General features: G+C 60.1%; 17 protein-coding genes. 13 read left to right on the forward strand and 4 right to left on the reverse strand.

Going from position 1 to position 17,184, the window contains the following annotated elements; all coding sequences use genetic code 11:
- Positions 1-6: 6 nt before the first annotated feature.
- The 7 genes from DMY87_RS11130 to DMY87_RS11160 all read left to right on the forward strand — a co-directional run bounded on the left by DMY87_RS11130 (position 7) and on the right by DMY87_RS11160 (position 6,395).
- Positions 7-597, forward strand: a complete 591-nt coding sequence (locus DMY87_RS11130; protein WP_110791358.1) for a nicotinate-nucleotide adenylyltransferase — start codon at positions 7-9, stop codon at positions 595-597.
- 134 nt (positions 598-731) lie between these two features.
- A complete protein-coding gene (gene rsfS / locus DMY87_RS11135) occupies positions 732-1,142 on the forward strand; it encodes a ribosome silencing factor (RefSeq protein ID WP_110791359.1) in 411 nt (136 codons plus the stop codon).
- Between the two features lie 107 nt (positions 1,143-1,249).
- On the forward strand, positions 1,250-1,732 hold the full coding sequence (gene rlmH, locus DMY87_RS11140; RefSeq protein WP_110791360.1) for a 23S rRNA (pseudouridine(1915)-N(3))-methyltransferase RlmH: 483 nt from the start codon (positions 1,250-1,252) through the stop codon (positions 1,730-1,732).
- A 181-nt stretch (positions 1,733-1,913) separates the two neighbouring features.
- Positions 1,914-3,281 carry a murein hydrolase activator EnvC family protein gene (locus tag DMY87_RS11145; protein ID WP_245408899.1) on the forward strand — a complete coding sequence of 456 codons (1,368 nt, stop codon included), beginning with the start codon at positions 1,914-1,916 and terminating at the stop codon, positions 3,279-3,281.
- Positions 3,271-4,590 (forward strand): S41 family peptidase, encoded by a 1,320-nt coding sequence (locus DMY87_RS11150; RefSeq protein ID WP_110791361.1) that lies wholly within the window; start codon positions 3,271-3,273, stop codon positions 4,588-4,590. Before DMY87_RS11145 ends, DMY87_RS11150 begins: the two co-directional genes overlap by 11 nt.
- A gap of 82 nt (positions 4,591-4,672) precedes the next feature.
- A complete protein-coding gene (locus DMY87_RS11155) occupies positions 4,673-5,854 on the forward strand; it encodes a divergent polysaccharide deacetylase family protein (RefSeq protein WP_110791362.1) in 1,182 nt (393 codons plus the stop codon).
- 7 nt (positions 5,855-5,861) lie between these two features.
- Positions 5,862-6,395, forward strand: a complete 534-nt coding sequence (locus DMY87_RS11160; protein WP_110791363.1) for an RNA pyrophosphohydrolase — start codon at positions 5,862-5,864, stop codon at positions 6,393-6,395.
- Between the two features lie 21 nt (positions 6,396-6,416).
- Here DMY87_RS11160 and DMY87_RS11165 read toward each other — a convergent pair whose 3' ends face one another.
- Positions 6,417-7,322 carry a LysR family transcriptional regulator gene (locus tag DMY87_RS11165; RefSeq protein ID WP_110791364.1) on the reverse strand — a complete coding sequence of 302 codons (906 nt, stop codon included), beginning with the start codon at positions 7,320-7,322 and terminating at the stop codon, positions 6,417-6,419.
- Positions 7,323-7,445: 123 nt separating this feature from the next.
- Here DMY87_RS11165 and DMY87_RS11170 point away from each other — a divergent pair, with 123 nt between their 5' ends.
- Together DMY87_RS11170 and DMY87_RS11175 are read left to right on the forward strand one after the other, a co-directional pair.
- Positions 7,446-8,024, forward strand: coding sequence for a hypothetical protein (locus DMY87_RS11170; protein WP_245408890.1), 579 nt, complete (start codon positions 7,446-7,448; stop codon positions 8,022-8,024).
- Positions 8,021-8,275, forward strand: a complete 255-nt coding sequence (locus DMY87_RS11175; RefSeq protein WP_110791365.1) for an Atu4866 domain-containing protein — start codon at positions 8,021-8,023, stop codon at positions 8,273-8,275. Before DMY87_RS11170 ends, DMY87_RS11175 begins: the two co-directional genes overlap by 4 nt.
- 57 nt (positions 8,276-8,332) lie before the next feature.
- On the opposite strand, the gene DMY87_RS11180 is transcribed toward DMY87_RS11175, so the two are convergent.
- On the reverse strand, positions 8,333-8,743 hold the full coding sequence (locus DMY87_RS11180) for a rhodanese-like domain-containing protein (protein ID WP_110791366.1): 411 nt from the start codon (positions 8,741-8,743) through the stop codon (positions 8,333-8,335).
- 67 nt (positions 8,744-8,810) lie between these two features.
- Here DMY87_RS11180 and ftrA point away from each other — a divergent pair, with 67 nt between their 5' ends.
- Positions 8,811-9,836 (forward strand): transcriptional regulator FtrA, encoded by a 1,026-nt coding sequence (gene ftrA, locus DMY87_RS11185; protein ID WP_110791367.1) that lies wholly within the window; start codon positions 8,811-8,813, stop codon positions 9,834-9,836.
- Positions 9,837-9,870: 34 nt separating this feature from the next.
- Here ftrA and DMY87_RS11190 read toward each other — a convergent pair whose 3' ends face one another.
- Both DMY87_RS11190 and DMY87_RS11195 read right to left on the reverse strand, forming a co-directional pair.
- Positions 9,871-10,620 (reverse strand): SDR family oxidoreductase, encoded by a 750-nt coding sequence (locus tag DMY87_RS11190; RefSeq protein ID WP_110791368.1) that lies wholly within the window; start codon positions 10,618-10,620, stop codon positions 9,871-9,873.
- A gap of 140 nt (positions 10,621-10,760) precedes the next feature.
- Positions 10,761-11,204 (reverse strand): metallopeptidase family protein, encoded by a 444-nt coding sequence (locus tag DMY87_RS11195; protein WP_062281683.1) that lies wholly within the window; start codon positions 11,202-11,204, stop codon positions 10,761-10,763.
- 352 nt (positions 11,205-11,556) lie between these two features.
- Between DMY87_RS11195 and DMY87_RS24385 the strand changes: the two genes are divergently transcribed.
- The 3 genes from DMY87_RS24385 to DMY87_RS11205 are packed head-to-tail and all read left to right on the forward strand — an operon-like array spanning position 11,557 to position 17,157.
- A complete protein-coding gene (locus DMY87_RS24385) occupies positions 11,557-12,315 on the forward strand; it encodes a hypothetical protein (RefSeq protein WP_245408891.1) in 759 nt (252 codons plus the stop codon).
- Positions 12,316-12,355: 40 nt separating this feature from the next.
- Entirely contained in the window at positions 12,356-13,786 is a 1,431-nt protein-coding gene (locus tag DMY87_RS11200; RefSeq protein WP_245408892.1) for a Y-family DNA polymerase, read from the forward strand.
- Complete coding sequence (locus DMY87_RS11205; protein WP_425353492.1) at positions 13,783-17,157, forward strand: error-prone DNA polymerase; 3,375 nt, start codon at positions 13,783-13,785, stop codon at positions 17,155-17,157. The genes DMY87_RS11200 and DMY87_RS11205 overlap by 4 nt, the downstream gene beginning before the upstream one ends.
- Positions 17,158-17,184: the final 27 nt, after the last annotated feature.

A 17,184-nucleotide genomic window follows, 5' to 3' on the forward strand; every position in this document is an offset into this window, starting at 1 on the left:
CGGGTCATGCCGCATGTCGAGCGGGGGATGGTTGTCGGTCTCTTCGGCGGCTCCTTCAACCCGCCGCATCAGGGTCACTTGCTCGTGGCCGAGATCGCCTTGCGACGACTGGGACTCGACCAGCTCTGGTGGATGGTAACACCGGGCAATCCGTTGAAAAGCCACAGCCAACTCGCGCCCCTCGCCGAACGGCTCGCCAGTTGTGAAGTCTTGGCGGAAGATCCTCGCATCAAGGTGACCGCCTTCGAGCAGGCGCTGGGCACGAGCTATACGGCCAAAACCCTGGAATTCGTCCGCGCGCGCAACCCGGATGTGCATTTCATCTGGATCATGGGGGCCGACAATCTCGCCAGTTTCGATCGGTGGCAGCGGTGGCAGAAGATTGCAACCACCTTCCCGATTGCTGTCATAGACCGTCCAGGCTCGACGCTGGCCTATCTCTCATCGAAGATGGCAAGAACTTTCGACTATGCCCGTGTCGACGAGGAGGATGCTGGTGTTCTTTGGCGCAAGAAAGCACCAGCCTGGACCTTCATTCACGGCCCACGTTCAACCCTCAGTTCGACGGCACTCAGGGCCGCCACAGATAACAGCTGAGGCAGAACTGCATCAGCAGCAGGCAAAACCACCGAATCTCTTGAAACAACGGCAGATCAGTGCCACCTTCTGATTGCGGTCCCTGACGGGAATCGCAGACGTGCTGTTCTGTTTTGCCAAAGAAAGGATGAACTCTGACAACAGTACACACCCGCGGACGTGCGCCCGTCGCCGTCCCGAAACGCCCGGAACGTGGCGCCGATGCCGCAGCCCGTGCGCTTGAGCTGGTCCTCGCAAGTCTTGAGGACTCGAAGGCAGAAGACATTGTCTCCATCGACATTGCCGGGAAATCGGCGCTGGGCGACTACATGGTGGTCGTATCCGGACGCTCGAACAGGCATGTCTCGGCGATCAGCGAACACCTCATTTCCGACTTGAAGGACGAAGGACTGGGCTCCGCCCGTGTCGAAGGCCTTGAGACCGGCGATTGGGTTTTGATCGACACCGGAGACATCATCGTGCATGTATTTCGTCCGGAAATCCGCGAGTTCTACAACATCGAAAAGATGTGGTCGGCTCCGGACATCGAGGACCGCCTGCACTGAAGAACGGCCAGCCGTCCTGAAGGACGGTCTCGATGCCGGATTGACACGGCAGGCGTTGATCCTGCCGATACAGCTGGTTTTGTGACCGAAAAACTCGAGGCTGCCGCATGAAAATTGGCATCTACGCCGTTGGCCGGCTGAAAGCTGGACCGGAGAAGGAACTCGCGTCCCGATATCTGGACCGCTTCGCCAAAGCGGGTCCGCAATGCGGGTTGGAGTTTACACGCTCGGTCGAGCTGAACGAAAGCCGCGCCGGCAATGCCGACACCAGAAAGCGCGAGGAAGCCATGGAGCTTTCCCGCCAGATCCCTGATGGCGCGGTTCTCGTGGTTCTTGATGAGCGCGGCAAGGCCTTCGACAGTGCCGAATTCGCCAAATTTATCGGCGACGCTGCTGACAATGGCCAGAAAGACATGGCTTTCGTCATTGGTGGCGCCGATGGCATCGACCCGGATTTGCGCGACAAGGCACGCCTGGTTCTCAATCTCGGGCGCCTGACCTGGCCGCACCAGTTGGTGCGGATCCTGATTGCCGAACAGCTTTATCGAGCTGTTACGATCCTTACCGGCCATCCTTACCACCGCGTCTGAGCTTGTGCGCGCAAGCCACTTTGCCTTCAAAGCAAATCAGCGTATTTTCCGGCCGAACCGGGAAACGTCCTTGCACGCCTTTGCCACCAAAAACACCAGGAAATTGTCTTGGCGCGTATCGCGCCTCGCAACTTTGCGCGCTCTTTTCCTGGCGTGTGGACTGACCACGATACCGAGCTCTATCGAGGCCCAGGAAGCGCGCACGGCGGCCGAACCGGAAACATCGACAGGCTCGGTGCCGCCCAGTGTGGACACCGCCATCCAGACCCCGTCCGAGGCGGCGACCACCGATGCGACGCTCGAACTCAGGGCCAAACGAGACCAGGTCAGCGGTGAGCTGCAGGAAATCGCCCGCACGATGCAGGTGTCTGGCGAGAAGGCTGCCGAGCTTGAGAAGAGCATCGAAGCGCTGAGCAAGACCACCGATAGCCTGAAGACGGCTTTGATCGACTCGGCAAAGCGTCGCAAGGATATCGAAAAACAGATCAGTGAAGGAGAAAAAAGGCTCGCCTCGATCGGTGTCAGAGAGGATGCGATCCGAAAGTCCTTCCGCGAACGCCGCTCTGTTCTGGCCGAAGTCCTGGCAGCGCTTCAACGCATGGGCCGCAATCCACCTCCGGCTTTGCTCGTCAGCCCCGAAGACGCACTCGGCTCGGTCCGTACAGCCATCCTGCTGGGCGCGGTGGTTCCCGGCATCCGTCATGAAACGGAGAAGCTTGCCGACGATCTCAAAGAGTTGATTGTCCTTCGAGACAGCGGGAAACAGGAAATGGACGGTCTTGTAACCGCCATGGCCAGCCGTCAGGAAGAAGAGCGGCGCATGGATCTGTTGATTGCGGAAAACGATCGGCTGGCTCGCACCAATTCGCTGCAGCTCCAGGCAGAACGCAAGCAATCAGAGGCACTTGCAGAACGGGCTTCGACCATGGAAGCCCTTATCCGCTCGCTTGAAAACGAGATCACCTCCGTGCGACAGGCAGCTGAACTTGCCAAGGCCGAAGAGGCAAAACGCGACCAGATGAGCGAGGAGCAGAAGGCCCGGACACGCGAGATCGCACGCTCCGAATTGCCCGATAAAAACCGCATTGCGCCCGCATATCCTTTCTCCGAATTGAAGCAGAAACTGGAACTACCGGTTGCCGGAGAAACACTGCGGCAGTTCGGCGATCCGGACGGAACCGGCCACCAGGCTCAAGGTGTGGTTATCGCATCGCAGCCGGGATCGCTTGTGACCGCGCCGGCGGATGCATGGGTTGTTTTTGCAGGAAATTTCCGAAGCTACGGCCAGATGATCATTCTGAACACGGGCGACGGCTATCATATGGTGCTGTCAGGCATGGACCGGATCAGCACGAGCCAAGGCAAGTTTGTACTGTCAGGGGAGCCGCTGGCGACCATGGGAGAGAAAAGAGTGGCAAGCGCCACTGGATTGGCGCTGGAAACAGATCGCCCGACACTTTACATTGAACTTCGAAAAGACGGTAAACCGGTTGATTCCCGCCCCTGGTGGGTCGGAGGCGATTCTGGAAAGGCACAGAATGATTCGTAGGGTCTCTCTTCTCCTCGTTGGCGCTCTGATGGGCGCAACCGCGATGAGCCTCATCTACTCCGCAGGGATTCCGGCACAGGCTGCTGGCAATTCCACCTACAAGGAACTGTCGATTTTCGGCGACGTTTTCGAGCGCATCCGCGCCCAATACGTCACGCCGCCGGATGAGAACAAGCTGGTCGAGAGTGCCATCAACGGCATGCTAACCTCGCTCGATCCACACTCCGTCTACATGAACGCCAAGGATGCGGCCGACATGCAGACCCAGACCCGCGGCGAATTCGGCGGCATCGGCATCGAAGTCACGATGGAAGAAGAGCTGGTCAAGGTCATCACCCCGATCGACGACACGCCTGGCGCCAAAGCCGGCATCCTGGCCGGCGACTTCATCTCCGAGATCAATGGCGAAAGCGTGCGCGGGCTGAAGCTTGAGGAAGCCGTCGAGAAGATGCGTGGTGCGGTCAATACACCGATCAAGCTGACGATTCTGCGGAAGGGTGCCGACAAGCCGATCGATATCACCGTGAATCGCGAAATCATCCCGATCCGCGCCGTGAAGTCGCGCGTCGAGGGCGATGTCGGTTATCTCCGCGTCATATCCTTCACCGAAAAGACCTACGACGACCTGGAAGCAGCGATCGAGAAGATCAAGAAGGAAGTCCCGGCCGACAAGCTGAAGGGCTATGTACTCGATCTTCGCCTCAATCCGGGCGGTCTGCTCGATCAGGCAATCTACGTCTCGGATGCCTTCCTGGAGCGTGGCGAGGTGGTCTCCACCCGCTCACGTGATCCGCAGGACACCCGCCGCTTCAACGCGACCGCAGGCGATCTCACAGATGGCAAACCGGTTATCGTGCTCGTCAACGGCGGCTCCGCATCGGCATCCGAGATTGTCGCTGGCGCCCTCCAGGATCTGAAGCGGGCAACCGTGCTTGGTACGCGTTCCTTCGGCAAGGGCTCCGTTCAGACCATCATCCCGATGGGCGACAAGGGCGCGCTGCGCCTGACAACGGCTCTCTACTACACGCCATCGGGTCGCTCGATCCAGGGCACCGGCATCACGCCTGATATCAAGGTTGAACAGCCGCTGCCGGAAGATCTGCAGGGCAAGGTGCGCACGGAAGGCGAATCCTCTCTCCCCGGTCATATCAAGGGCAATGCCGAGACCGAGGAAGGTTCAGGCTCCGTCGCTTATGTCCCGCCGGAAGCCAAGGATGACATCCAGCTGAACTATGCACTGGACCTGCTGCGCGGCAACAAGACGGATCCGGCCTTCCCGGCAGATCCGCAGAAGGCATCGCTGCAGTAAACACCTGGAGCCACCGCCTGCGCAGGCTGTTTTGTTGCGCAGGCGTCGGGTCTGAGAGCCGTCAGGATCTTGGAAGTCTCGTATGGATTTGCATGGGCCGCTTGGTCTTGAGCGAAAAGGCGAAGGCCGCAGAAAGCGGTACCTCCGCCTTTCGACGTTGTCGTCAGGTTTCGCGGCCATCGTCCTGGCCGGTCTTTCTGTTTGGACAACCCTTTCACCCCTGCATCTGCGGCACGATCCGCCGGTCAGCCTGACGGCGGCACAAGCCGAGCCTGGTCCAATCGCTGAAGCGCCAACGGATGCCCCCCCTGCAAGCGAAAACGCCGGCATCAGGACGAGCGGTCCCCAGGATGGCGCCAATATCCGTCACACCACGACCTCAGATGGCAACGTCGTCACGACATTCTCCCCGACCGGCCGCAAGGGTCCGGTCATTATCGGCGCCAATACGACCCAGGATCCACGGCTGGCCGGGCAGCCGAATGAAGACCTGATTGAGCAAACTGCCGAAGGCGACCTGCCCATCATATCGTCGAGCGGTCTGAGACCTTTCGATTTCTACGCCCGCCCCTGGTCAGGTGCGCGCGGCACCCGCATAGCCATCGTCATCGGCGGCATCGGCCTCAGCCAGACGGGCAGCCAGAAGGCTATCCGCGATCTGCCCGAAGACATTACCCTCGCATTTGCTGCCACCGGAAACAGCCTGCAGCGCTGGATGCAGGATGCACGCCGCAAGGGTCATGAGATCGTCCTGCAGGTTCCGATGGAGCCTTTTGATTATCCATCCAATGATCCCGGTCGCGGTACACTTCTCGCGGAAGAGCGGGCAGCTGGTAACCTTGCGAATTTGCACAAGGCCATGGCTGAGATTACCAACTATACCGGCATCATGAACTATATGGGCGCCCGCTTTCTCGCCGACGACAAGGCCATGGACCCTGTCATGCGCGACATTGGCAATCGCGGCCTTATGTTCTTGGATGACGGTTCGACAGCGCGGTCGTTGTCGGGCGATTTTGCCAAGGCGATCGGCTTTCCGCATGCCTATGCCGACGTCGTTATCGATGGTCAGGTGGATCGCCCGGCGATCCTCGCCAAGTTGGACGAATTGGAACGTATTGCCCGTCGCAATGGCCAGGCGATCGGCGTCGGTGCCGCCTTTGACGAAACCATTGCAGCCGTTGCCGAATGGCGAAACGAGGCGGTAGCCCGCGGCATCGAATTCGTCGGCGTTTCGGCGCTCGCCAATGAAAACAGACCTTGAGGACATCATGAGCAAGAACGAAACCACAAGACCTGAGGTCAAGGCTGAGGATCTGCCCTATCGCCCTTGCGTCGGCATCATGGTCCTCAATAAAGCCGGCCTCATCTGGTCCGGGCGCCGTATCCCGATCGGCAATTCCGAGTATGACGGCTCTCCACAACTCTGGCAGATGCCGCAAGGCGGTATTGATCCTGGCGAAGATCCCTTGCCTGCCGCACTCAGAGAACTTTATGAGGAAACTGGAATAAAGACCGTTTCCCTGTTGGCGGAAGCAGGACGTTGGATCCACTACGACCTGCCGGCAGAATTGATCGGCATCGGATTGAAGGGCAAGTATCGCGGCCAGACACAGCGCTGGTTCGCCTTCCGCTTCGAAGGCGACGAGAGCGAGATCGCCATCAACCCGCCCCCCGGCGGCCACGAGCCGGAATTCGACGCCTGGGCGTGGAAACCGATGACGGAACTTCCCGACCTGATCGTCCCCTTCAAGCGCCGTGTCTATGAAGAGGTCATCGCCGAATTCGCCCATCTGGTAGCATGAGCACAAGTATGGAGCCTGTCTTCAACCCCAACTCTGGCCACGCCGATAGCGCTGCACATGATCGACCAAAGCCCGAAGCTTTGGCGCCATGTTCCGACGGTTAGGGAAGTAGAGATAAAAGCCCGGGTAGGGCTTCAGGTAGGCTTCCAGCACAGGCACGAGATCTCCGCTTGCGATGAAGGGCTCGAAGGTCTCGCGGACGGCATAGGTGAGCCCCGCGCCGGCGACCGCCATGCGCAGCATCAATCGAAGATCGTTGGTGGTGATCTGCGGCTTAATCGCCACCTCGAAGCTGCGTCCGGCCTCCTCGAACTCCCAGGGTGCCGGCACCTCGTCCGGTGCCGGTCGCCAGGCGATACAGCGGTGCCCGGCAAGTTCCGTCGGATGTTGCGGCACGCCGTAACTGGCAAGATAGGCGGGTGAGGCAACCACTGCCTCGCATTGCTCGCCCGTCAGCGGGATCGCGACCATGTCCCTTTCGATCACCTCGCCCAGCCGTACGCCGGCATCGAAGCCGCGCGAGACAATGTCCCAGGTCTCGTCGGTGACCGTCACATCAATGGTGATATCGGGATGCGCCTCGGCAAAGCTGCCGAGCAGCGGCCCGGAGAGAAAGGCGTCCGCAATAGAGGTGACGGCAATCTTCAAATGTCCAGCGGGTCTCGTATCGCCGCCGAGATCCTCCAGCGCCGCCCCGATGTCCGCCATCGGACGGCTGAGCATCGCCAGCAGTTTTGTCCCTGCTTCGGTCAGCCTGACGCTCCGCGTGGTGCGCACGACAAGCGCAATGCCGCAAGCATTTTCGAGCCGCTGAACACCCTGGCTGACAGCGGAACGGGTGACACCGAGGCGGCGGGCGGCCGCAGCAAAGCTCTGCTCTTCGGCAACGGCGAGAAACAGCGGCAGCAGGTTCAAATCCAGCATCATTGTAAAGCTATACTCACCAATCTGGTCATCGTCAGCTGGATACCGACGACAGCGCCATCCGTCTAGGGTCCCTTGCATCGGCGACGCGATCCGCACGGACCCACAAGACGAGAGGATTTCCCAATGACCACCAACACTAGGTCGATTCTAACAGGCGCGCTTGTCCTCGCCACCTTCCCCATTTTTCTCACACCCGCAGCAGCCGCTGGCGCCGCTTGCGCCACATCGGGCGCGGAAAGCCCGCTGGAACTGCATCGCGACTGGATCATGGAAGGCTGGGAACGGCGCGAAGGCGACCCTGCCTTTGTCTTCGGCACGAAGATGCAGCGCTATTACGATCTGAAGCAGACGAAGGGCGTGTTCTACGACAACTTCGCCCCCGGCAAGACGCAGCTCTTCACCGATTCCGCCCGCTACGGCGCCAATTGGGAAGATCTGCAAAATGCCGCCCGCTCCGTCCGTCACGGGCTGACCTCAGGCCATGACCAGCTGCTCGACGGCAAGGTTGCCTCCACCACGCTCGGCTTTGTCGGTCGTCTGGAGCGGCTGAATGGCGAAGTGCTCGCCTTTGATGGCCGTTCGCAGCTCGGCTGGACCTGCACAGACGGCGCCTGGAAGATCCGCCAGGAGCTGAACTATGCCTGGGTCGTCGAACCCGAAACCATTGCCGATGTGCTGGGAAAGGGAGAGCTTGCGCCATGACGGATGAAGCCCGGGCCACCCATCCGTATGTCGGCCTGTGGGTGACGGAGGACCGGCATATCCGCCATGAACTTCTGCCCGACAACCGCTATGTCGAGGCCCGCGGCAATCGTGAGCGCGCCTATCTCGGCCGTTACGAGGTTACCGGCTCCCATATCGAATACTGGGACGATACGGGCTTTACCGCTGACGGCGATTTTCGCGACGGTATTCTCTACCATGCCGGCATGGTCTTGCACCGGGAACGCTGATCCCGATAGCCCAGAAAAGGGCGGCTCCTCCCAGCCGCCCTTTGGCCTCACACATCATCAGGCAGCGGCACTGACACCGGTTTCCACGGCAAAACCCTCATCCGCCCAGCCGGTCATGCCGCCGATCATCACCTTGACCTTGCGACCGAGCCGCGCGAGTCTGAGCGCCGCTCGATCAGTACCGTTGCAATGAGGCCCGGCGCAATAGACGACGAAGAGCGTATCTTCGGGCCATTCCGCCATCTTTCGTTCGGTCATCTTGCCATGCGGCAGATTGATGGCACCCGGCACATGCGCAACCTCGAACAGCTTCGGCCCACGCACATCAAGCAGCACGAAGTCGGATTTTCCCGTGGTCAATGCATGATTCACGTCCCAACAATCCGTCTCGAAGGAAAGCCGAGCGGCATAATGGGCTGCGACAAGAGCAGATTCGGCGGCGGGCACTTCACTGACAATGCTGAACATAAAAGCTCCTTTCGGATGGACACGATCGGATCTTGCCTTTTCGAGGCTTTCCGCGAAACTGGCGAGAATGACAACATGCACAAAGATCACGCCAATCCCGCCACAGACGCCTCCCCTGTCGTGCTCTCCGCTCACCGGCCCGCGCGTTGTAACCCTCGCCTATGACGGACTGTGCACTTTCGAATTCGGTGTTGCCGTAGAAGTCTTCGGATTGGCCCGTCCGGAGATGGGCACAAACTGGTATCGCCATGCGACGGCTGCAATCGAGCCGGGCCCCCTACGCGCCGCAGGCGGCCTGACCGCCACAACGACAGGTGGATTGGGTATGCTGGAGGAGGCGGACCTGATCGTCGTGCCGGGTTGGCGCGGAATCGACGAACCCGTTCCAGTCCCGTTACTTGACGCCTTACGCACCGCCCATGCGAGGGGTGCCCGTCTGATGTCGCTGTGTTCCGGTGCCGCGGTGCTGGCTGCCACTGGCCTGCTCAATGGTCGCCGGGCCACGACACACTGGCGTTATGCCGAAGCGATCGCAACGCTTTACCCCGAGATCCACGTTGATGCTGATGTCCTTTATATCGACGAGGGCGACGTCCTGACCGCTGCAGGAAGTGCCGCCGGCATTGACCTGTGTCTGCATGTCGTGCGGCGCGATTTTGGCGCTGACGCGGCCAACAGCGTTGCGAGACGCCTGGTCGTACCGCCGCATCGTGAAGGCGGGCAGGCACAATTCATCGTGACACCCGTGCCCAGAGAACATGAGGGGCAGCGACTTGGTCCGCTGATCGATTGGATCGACGCGAACTTGCATCAGGAAGTGAGCCTTGCGCAAATGGCTGCCCGCGCCGGAATGAGTGCGCGAACATTTCAACGCCGTTTCCGCGACCTTACCGGCAGCAGTCCCGGCGAATATCTCCTTATCCGCCGGCTGCGCCGAGCCTGCGATCTTTTGGAGCGGCAGGCTACAATCTCTGTCGATGACGTTGCCCTTGCCTCAGGCTTCGGCACACCGGCGACATTGCGCCATCATTTCCGCAGCCGCCTTTCGACGAGTCCCGCAGCCTACCGGTCCAGTTTCCGGCATGTCGACTGAGACCAGCCCATGGGGCGGAAACGCAGCAGCATGACTACTTCACCGCAGCATTGCCGCCATCCGCGTAGAGCGCCGAGCCGGCAACGAAACTTCCCATCGGTCCGGCGAGGAAAAGTGCGGCCGCGGCGATCTCTTCCGGTTGCGCGATCCGTTTGAGCGCATGAAGCGAGGCTGCCCAGTCCTTCTGCGCTTGGTCTCCGGCCATGGACGTATCGGTTCCGCCCGGAAGCAGCGCATTGGCCCGGATGCCCTCGGCCCCGTAATCCGCCGTGATCCCCTTCACAAGTCCCATCAATCCGGCCTTGGCAGCACCATAGGCCGCCATTCCCGGGAGGCCAACGCTCGTACCCACGAAGCTGGAGAGGAAGACAAGGGCACCGCCGCCCGTCTGCAGCATGGCCGGGATCTGCGTGCGAGCAGCCAGAAAGGCAGAGGTCAGGTTGACATTGATCACGTCGTGCCACGTTTCCGTATCAAGTTCGGCGAGGGAAGCGATCTTTCCAACAGTGCCGGCATTGTTGATCGCGATGTCGAGGCGGCCGAAATGGCCAAGCGCTGCCTCCACCATTTTCGTATGCGTCTCGGTTTGGGCCACGTCTCCCGGAACGGTCACGGCACGGCCGCCGGACCGCCGGATTTGCGAAGCGACATCGTCAAGGGCCCCCACACCCCGAGCGTTCAGGACAACAGCGGCACCGCATTCTGCAAAGAGGCGCGCCGTCGCGAGACCAATACCCGAGGATGCGCCGGTGATGATGGCAACCTTGCCGTTAAGACTGTTCATGATGATGATCTCCTTGGTTGGGAGATCGGTGATAGGCGCCGGCTGCGGGCTTCGCCCACCCGTTTCTTGCGGATCACGTCCCGCGTTAAGGACGCTGCTTGCAAGTCAGCCGTGAGGGGTGAGGGCGTGAGCGGAGAGGCTTAGCGATCCGTCGCTGCGGCTTCTTCTGCGCTTTCCTCGATCCGCTCCATGTCGTCATCGGAGAGGCCGAAGTGATGGCCGATCTCGTGGATCAGGACATGGGTGATGATATCCCCCAGCGCCTCCTCGTTTTCGGCCCAATAATCGAGGATGGGCCGACGATACAGCGTGATACGGTTCGGCATCATCCCAGTTTCCATGGTGAAGCGTTCGGATATGCCCCGCCCCTCGAACAGGCCGAGTAGGTCGAAAGGCGTTTCCAGCGCCATGTCCTCAAACACTTCATCCGTCGGAAAATCAGTGATCTCGATGATGAGATCCTTGGTCAGGTCGCGGAATTCCTGCGGCAGATGGCCATAGGCCTCGATCGCCAGCGACTCGAACGTGCTGATCGTCGGGGCATGGCGTTCGCGCCAATCCTCGCTCTGGTCAATACGGGCCATGATTACTCCTTACTGGTTGAAGATATAGGCGTTTTGCCCGATCATTTCGAGAGCAAATCCCGAAGAGGAATAAATTCTTATTCGAATCCGGTTGACTCTTTTGTCCAGCTCTGGAATCTCTAAGAACATATAGAGAACATCCGGGATAGGAGAGATCGTCATGGGCCTTGGCCCTCAGGCGCATGGAGAGCTTTTTGCCCTGCGGCAAACAATTGCCCGCATTGAGGGAAAGCCGGACCATGCCGCTCGTCTGGCAGCAGGACTTGACAAGGAGGGGCAAGCCGGAACGCAGGGCAGGGCAGGGCGTGAGGGTTTTGACTTATTCCCCTCGACGCTCCGGTTCGACGATCTGATGGTGGAACTGCTGATGTCCGGTCTGATGGTGGAGCTGCGCGGTGAACGACTTCAGCAGGCCGGTACCACCACCGGGTTTGCGCTGGCACTGGCAATCATGGGTGGCGATAAGGCGGCAAAGGGTGGCTCTAAACGCCTGCTTTTCATCGCTGATCCGGATGTCGTACGAGAGGCGGGTCTGGTCTATGCCCCAGGCCTCGTGGATTTCGGGTTGGATCCCGCAGAACTGGTTCACGCACTGCCACGCCGCATCGAAGACGCGCTTTGGCTGGCGGAAGCCGCACTGGTTTCCCGCGCCTTTTCCAGCGTCGTGCTCGAGGTGCACGGCAATCCAAAGAAATTCGGCCTGACCGAGAGCCGGCGCCTTAGCCTCAAGGCGCGGGGCACGGGTGGCAGGTTGTTTGTGCTGCGGCAGGCAGGAGAAGAAGAGGCCTCCAGCGCCTCGCTTCGTTTGTCTGTCCAAACCGCGCCGGCGGCGGCGCGTATTCTCGCCAACGGAACCCTGCTGGGCGGCAGCATCGGGTTTCCTGCTTTTCGTATCCTTGCCGAGAAGTCCCGATTTCCGGGACAGACCGAGCTCATCCTGGAGTGGAACCCTGATGACCGCCGCCTTCACCCCCTCGCTGATACCGGAACATCCGGCATCGGATCGCCGGATCCTCTCCCTCTACTTTCCACGGCTCGCGACCGATCGCATCGCACGCAGGCGCTGGGGTCTGTCGTGGCGTTCGGCCCCATGCTCAACCGGGCATCCTGAAAGGACGCCGCTCGTCTGTGCCGCCCGTGCTGCCAATACCATGCGGTTGACAGCGCTGGATGAGATGGCTGAGAGTTTTGGCCTGCGCGTCGGCCAGGGTTTGGCAGAGGCCCGGGCCATCTGTGCCAGTCTGGATGTGGTCGAAGCCGATCCGGCAGCGGATCGAGCCTTTCTTGAGGCGATCGCCGATTGGTGTGATCGCTACACACCGCTGGTGGCACTGGATGGCGACGACGGTCTAGCACTCGATATCACCGGCTGCGCCCATCTGTTCGGCGGTGAAACCTGTCTCGTCGATGACCTTGCCGGGCGGCTGTCTGCTTTTGGCCTTGCCGTGCAGCTGTCAGTCGCCCCGACGCCGGGTCTTGCGCGGGCCTCCAGTCGGTTCGCAGGGCCGCGTGTGATTGCCGGACCAGAAGCCTCAGCCCTGTTGAACCCATTGCCGATGGCAGCCCTTCGTCTTGAGCCGCAAACCATCATGGATCTGGCAAGAGTCGGTCTGAAAACCGTCGGCGATCTCATTGGAGCTGCCCGCGCGCCCATCACCCGTCGCTTTGGTCGTGCGCCCCTGCTGCGGCTGGATCAGGTTTTGGGTCGGGAGGGAGAGCCCATCTCACCCCGCCGAATGCCGGCACTGCTCTCGGCAGAACGGCGGTTGGCAGAACCGATCGTCGCCGAAGATCATATCCTGGACCTTGCAGGGCGCCTGGCTGCAGGCCTGAAAGTTTCGCTGGAAGCCCGCAATGAAGGCGGGCGCCTGTTCGAATTGCTGATCTTTCGCGTCGACGGCCGCGTCTTTCGCATCGAAGTCGGCACCTCCGCTCCTTTGCGCGATCCTCATCGTATAAAGGCGCTGTTCAAGGATCGCCTCTCCGTCCTCAATGACGAGCTGGAGGCAGGCTTCGGTTTCGAGCTGCTGCGTCTCAATGTGCTGTTGAGTGAACCCTTTGAAATCCACCAGGCAGGCCTGGTCGAAGAGGAAGAGGAGGGTGAACATCTCGCCCGTTTCCTTGATCAGGTGTTTGCGCGCCTTGGGGAGAGGGCGCTTCGACTGCCGGTGTCACTCGCCAGTCATTGGCCGGATCGCGCAGCGAACCATGCCCCGCTCACCGACGGATTGAAGACACTGGGCCGCCGACACGCCATCGAACAAAGCATGAAACCGCCCGTCCGCGGTTTACGACCGCTGCGTCTTCTCGCGCGTCCCGAAGAGGTAGAGGTGATGTCCGCCGTTCCGGATGGCCCACCCGCCAGCTTTCGCTGGAGACGGGTGCAGCGTCGCATCGCCCGCGCCGAAGGTCCAGAGCGGCTGACGCCCGAATGGTGGGCCGATGGCCAGGATGCCGCCCCACGTGACTATTTCCGCATCGAAGACACCATAGGTCAACGATACTGGCTGTACCGAAAGGGACTCTACGAACGAGAGACAACGATCCGGCCTACATGGTTTCTTCAGGGGATGTTCTCGTGACATCCTCTTTTGCGGCACCCGGCCCCTGTTTTTACGAGATCGGTCTGAAGAGCAATTTCTCCTTCCTCGATGGGGCATCCCACGCCGAGGAACTCGTCTTACAGGCCCTTGACCTCGGTCTTGGCGGCATCGGTCTTGCCGATGTGAATACGGTCGCCGGTGTCGTTCGCCTGCATGCCTCGGCCAAACAGAAGGGTCTTGCCTTTCGACCCGGGGCACGTCTCGTCTTCGCCGACGACACGCCGGAACTGCTTGCTTATCCCATCGAGCGGAAAGGCTGGGGCAACCTCTGTCGACTTTTGAGCGCTGGAAACCTGCGCTCGCAGAAAGGTGTGTGCACGCTCTACGAGGCAGACCTCATGCAATGGTCTGGAAATCTCCTTTTTGTCGCCATGCCGCCCCCCTTGCCGGAGGTCACTCATGCCAGTGCTTTTGAGCTCCGCCTTCAGCGTCTTCTGCCGGCCTTGAAGGAAAAACTCTATGTGGCACTCACCCCACGTCATGATGGTCTCGACCGCAAGACGTTTGCCGAACTGGAGTTGATCGCCCAAAACTTGCGCCTGCCACTCATCGCCACCAATGACGCCATTTATCACGCACCGGAGCGCAAACCGCTTGCCGATGTGCTGGTCGCCATCCGTGAGCATGTCGCAGTGACAGAGGCAGGCTTCCGGCTCCACGCTCATGCAGAACGCCATCTAAAGAGCGGTCGCGAAATGGCACGATTGCTGAAGGAATATCCGGAGGCGATCGTCAACAATGCAAAGTTCTTTAGCCGGCTTTGTTTTTCACTCGATGAACTCGCCCATCAATATCCCGATGAGAGTTTCGGTGGCGAATCGCCTGCACTGGCCTTACGCCGGCTGACCTATGAAGGCGCGAGAAACCGCTATTCCGGGACCATTCCGAAAAAAGTTCAGGGTCTACTCGATTACGAGCTGAAGCTCATCGCGGAAAAGCGTTACGAACCCTATTTCCTTACCGTCTACCGCATCGTGTGCCATGCGCGCAGCGTCGGCATCCTCTGCCAGGGTCGGGGATCGGCGGCCAATTCTGCGGTCTGCTTCTGCCTCGGCATCACCGAGGTCAACCCGGAAAACACCACGCTTCTGTTTGACCGTTTCATTTCCACCGAACGTGACGAACCGCCCGATATCGACGTGGACTTCGAACACGAGAAGCGGGAAGAGGTGATCAAATTCATTTATGAAACTTATGGACGAGAACATGCGGCACTCACCGCTGCCGTTATCAGCTATCGGGCTCGCTCGGCTGGCCGTGAAGTGGCCAAGGCTTTCGGCTTGTCAGAGGATGTCCAGTCAGCACTGGCCGGTTCGATCTGGGGCTGGTGGACCAGCGATTTTACCGAAGATCAGGCCAATGCTGCCGGGCTCGACCTGAAGGATCCGACCGCGCGGCGGGTGCTGGCTTATGCTCAAGCTCTCCAGGGCTTTCCACGCCACCTATCCCAGCATGTTGGCGGCTTCGTCATCACCCGCGACCGGCTGGACGAGGTCGTTCCGATCATGAATACGGCCGATGGTCGTTACATGGTGGAGTGGGACAAGGATGATCTGGACACGCTGAAGATCCTCAAGATCGACGTGCTGGCACTCGGCATGCTCACCTGCCTCGCCAAGGCGTTTACGCTTCTGGCAGAACATTATGATCGCCACGAGAACCTCGCCTCGGTCAACGGGCAGCAGTGTCCCGAGGTTTATGACATGATCTGCCGAGCCGACACGCTCGGCGTCTTCCAAATCGAGAGCCGGGCGCAAATGAGTATGCTGCCAAGGCTCAAACCCCGAAAGTTCTACGACCTCGTCATCGAAGTCGCCATTGTCCGACCTGGCCCGATCCAGGGCAACATGGTTCATCCCTATCTTAAGCGCCGGGAGGACGAACTTGCTGGCCGGAAGATAGATTATCCGAGCCCGGAACTACGCGGCGTTCTGAAGCGCACGCTGGGTGTGCCTCTCTTTCAGGAGCAGGCAATGCAGATTGCCATTACGGCAGCGGGTTTCACGCCTGCAGAAGCAGACCAGCTTCGCCGCGCAATGGCAACTTTCCGCCGCACCGGTCAGGTCTCGAGTTTTCAGAAGCGCATGATCGAAGGCATGGTCGAACGCAAATACGACCCAGAATTTGCCGCCCGCTGTTTCAGCCAGATCGAAGGTTTCGGCGAATACGGCTTTCCCGAAAGCCATGCCGCCTCCTTTGCCTTACTGGTTTATGTCTCCTGCTGGTTCAAGGCCTATTACCCTGACGTTTTCTGCGCCGCTATCCTGAATTCCCAACCCATGGGTTTTTACGCGCCCGCCCAGTTGGTGCGAGACGCTCGTGAACATGGTGTCGACATGAGACCCGTGGATATCAATCATTCGACCTGGGACTGCAGCCTTGAAGCCGGTTCCGAGGAAGACGCTGCTTTTGATCCGAACCGGATGGCTCCACGTCATCGTTCGATGGTGACTGTCATCAAAACCAAGAAGGCCGTTCGTCTCGGCTTTCGCCAGATCAAGGGCCTGTCGCAAGCGGATATGGACCATCTCATTGCCTGCAGGGGCAGGGGATACGACTCTGTCCGTGATCTCTGGCTTCGCACCCGCCTTCCCCGGAGCACAATCGAAAAGCTCGCCGATGCCGACGCCTTTTCCTCGCTCGGTCTGTCCCGCCGTGACGCGCTCTGGGCAGCCCAGGCACTCGATGCAGAAGCGGCCATCGAAGTCCTGCCGCTTTTCGAGACAGGACCACTCGAAAATCTACAGCTGGAGGCCGAGGTCACTTTGCCACGCATGCTGCCGGGCGAGGAGGTTCTAAGCGACTACCGGACGCTGACCTTCTCGCTGAAGGCTCATCCCATCTCCTTCCTGCGTCCCGACATGCGGAGAGCCGGGTTGAAATCGGCTTCGGATCTGGAAACCCTGCCCCACGGCGCCAAAGTCACCGTGGCCGGCCTTGTCCTGGTGCGCCAACGGCCCGGCTCGGCGAAAGGGGTGATCTTCATGACCTTGGAAGATGAAACGGGCACGGCCAATGTCATCGTCTGGCCGAAGATCTTCGAGCGTTACCGGCCTGTCGTGATGGGCGCCCGCCTCGTTTCGCTTCGCGGTCGCCTGCAAAAGGCTCATGGTGTGATTCACATTGTGGCCGATCATCTGGTCGATGCCACGCAACGTCTCGGCCTGTTGCAAAAGGATTTGGCCGGATTTGATACTTTGGCGCATGCTGACGAGGTCAGAAAGCCGGGCGTCGATCAGCGCCAGAGCGAGCGGGAGAAGCAGCCTATGGCAGTTGCAGCACCACCTCCCGGCCATCCACGGCGAAGCGCTATGGCCGATCTCCTGCCCAAGGGCAGAAATTTCCATTGACGCAGGGGTCACTGGCGTGTCCGCGAA

Origin of the sequence: Peteryoungia wuzhouensis, from assembly GCF_003205195.1 — a bacterium.
Classification (GTDB): domain Bacteria; phylum Pseudomonadota; class Alphaproteobacteria; order Rhizobiales; family Rhizobiaceae; genus Allorhizobium; species Allorhizobium wuzhouense.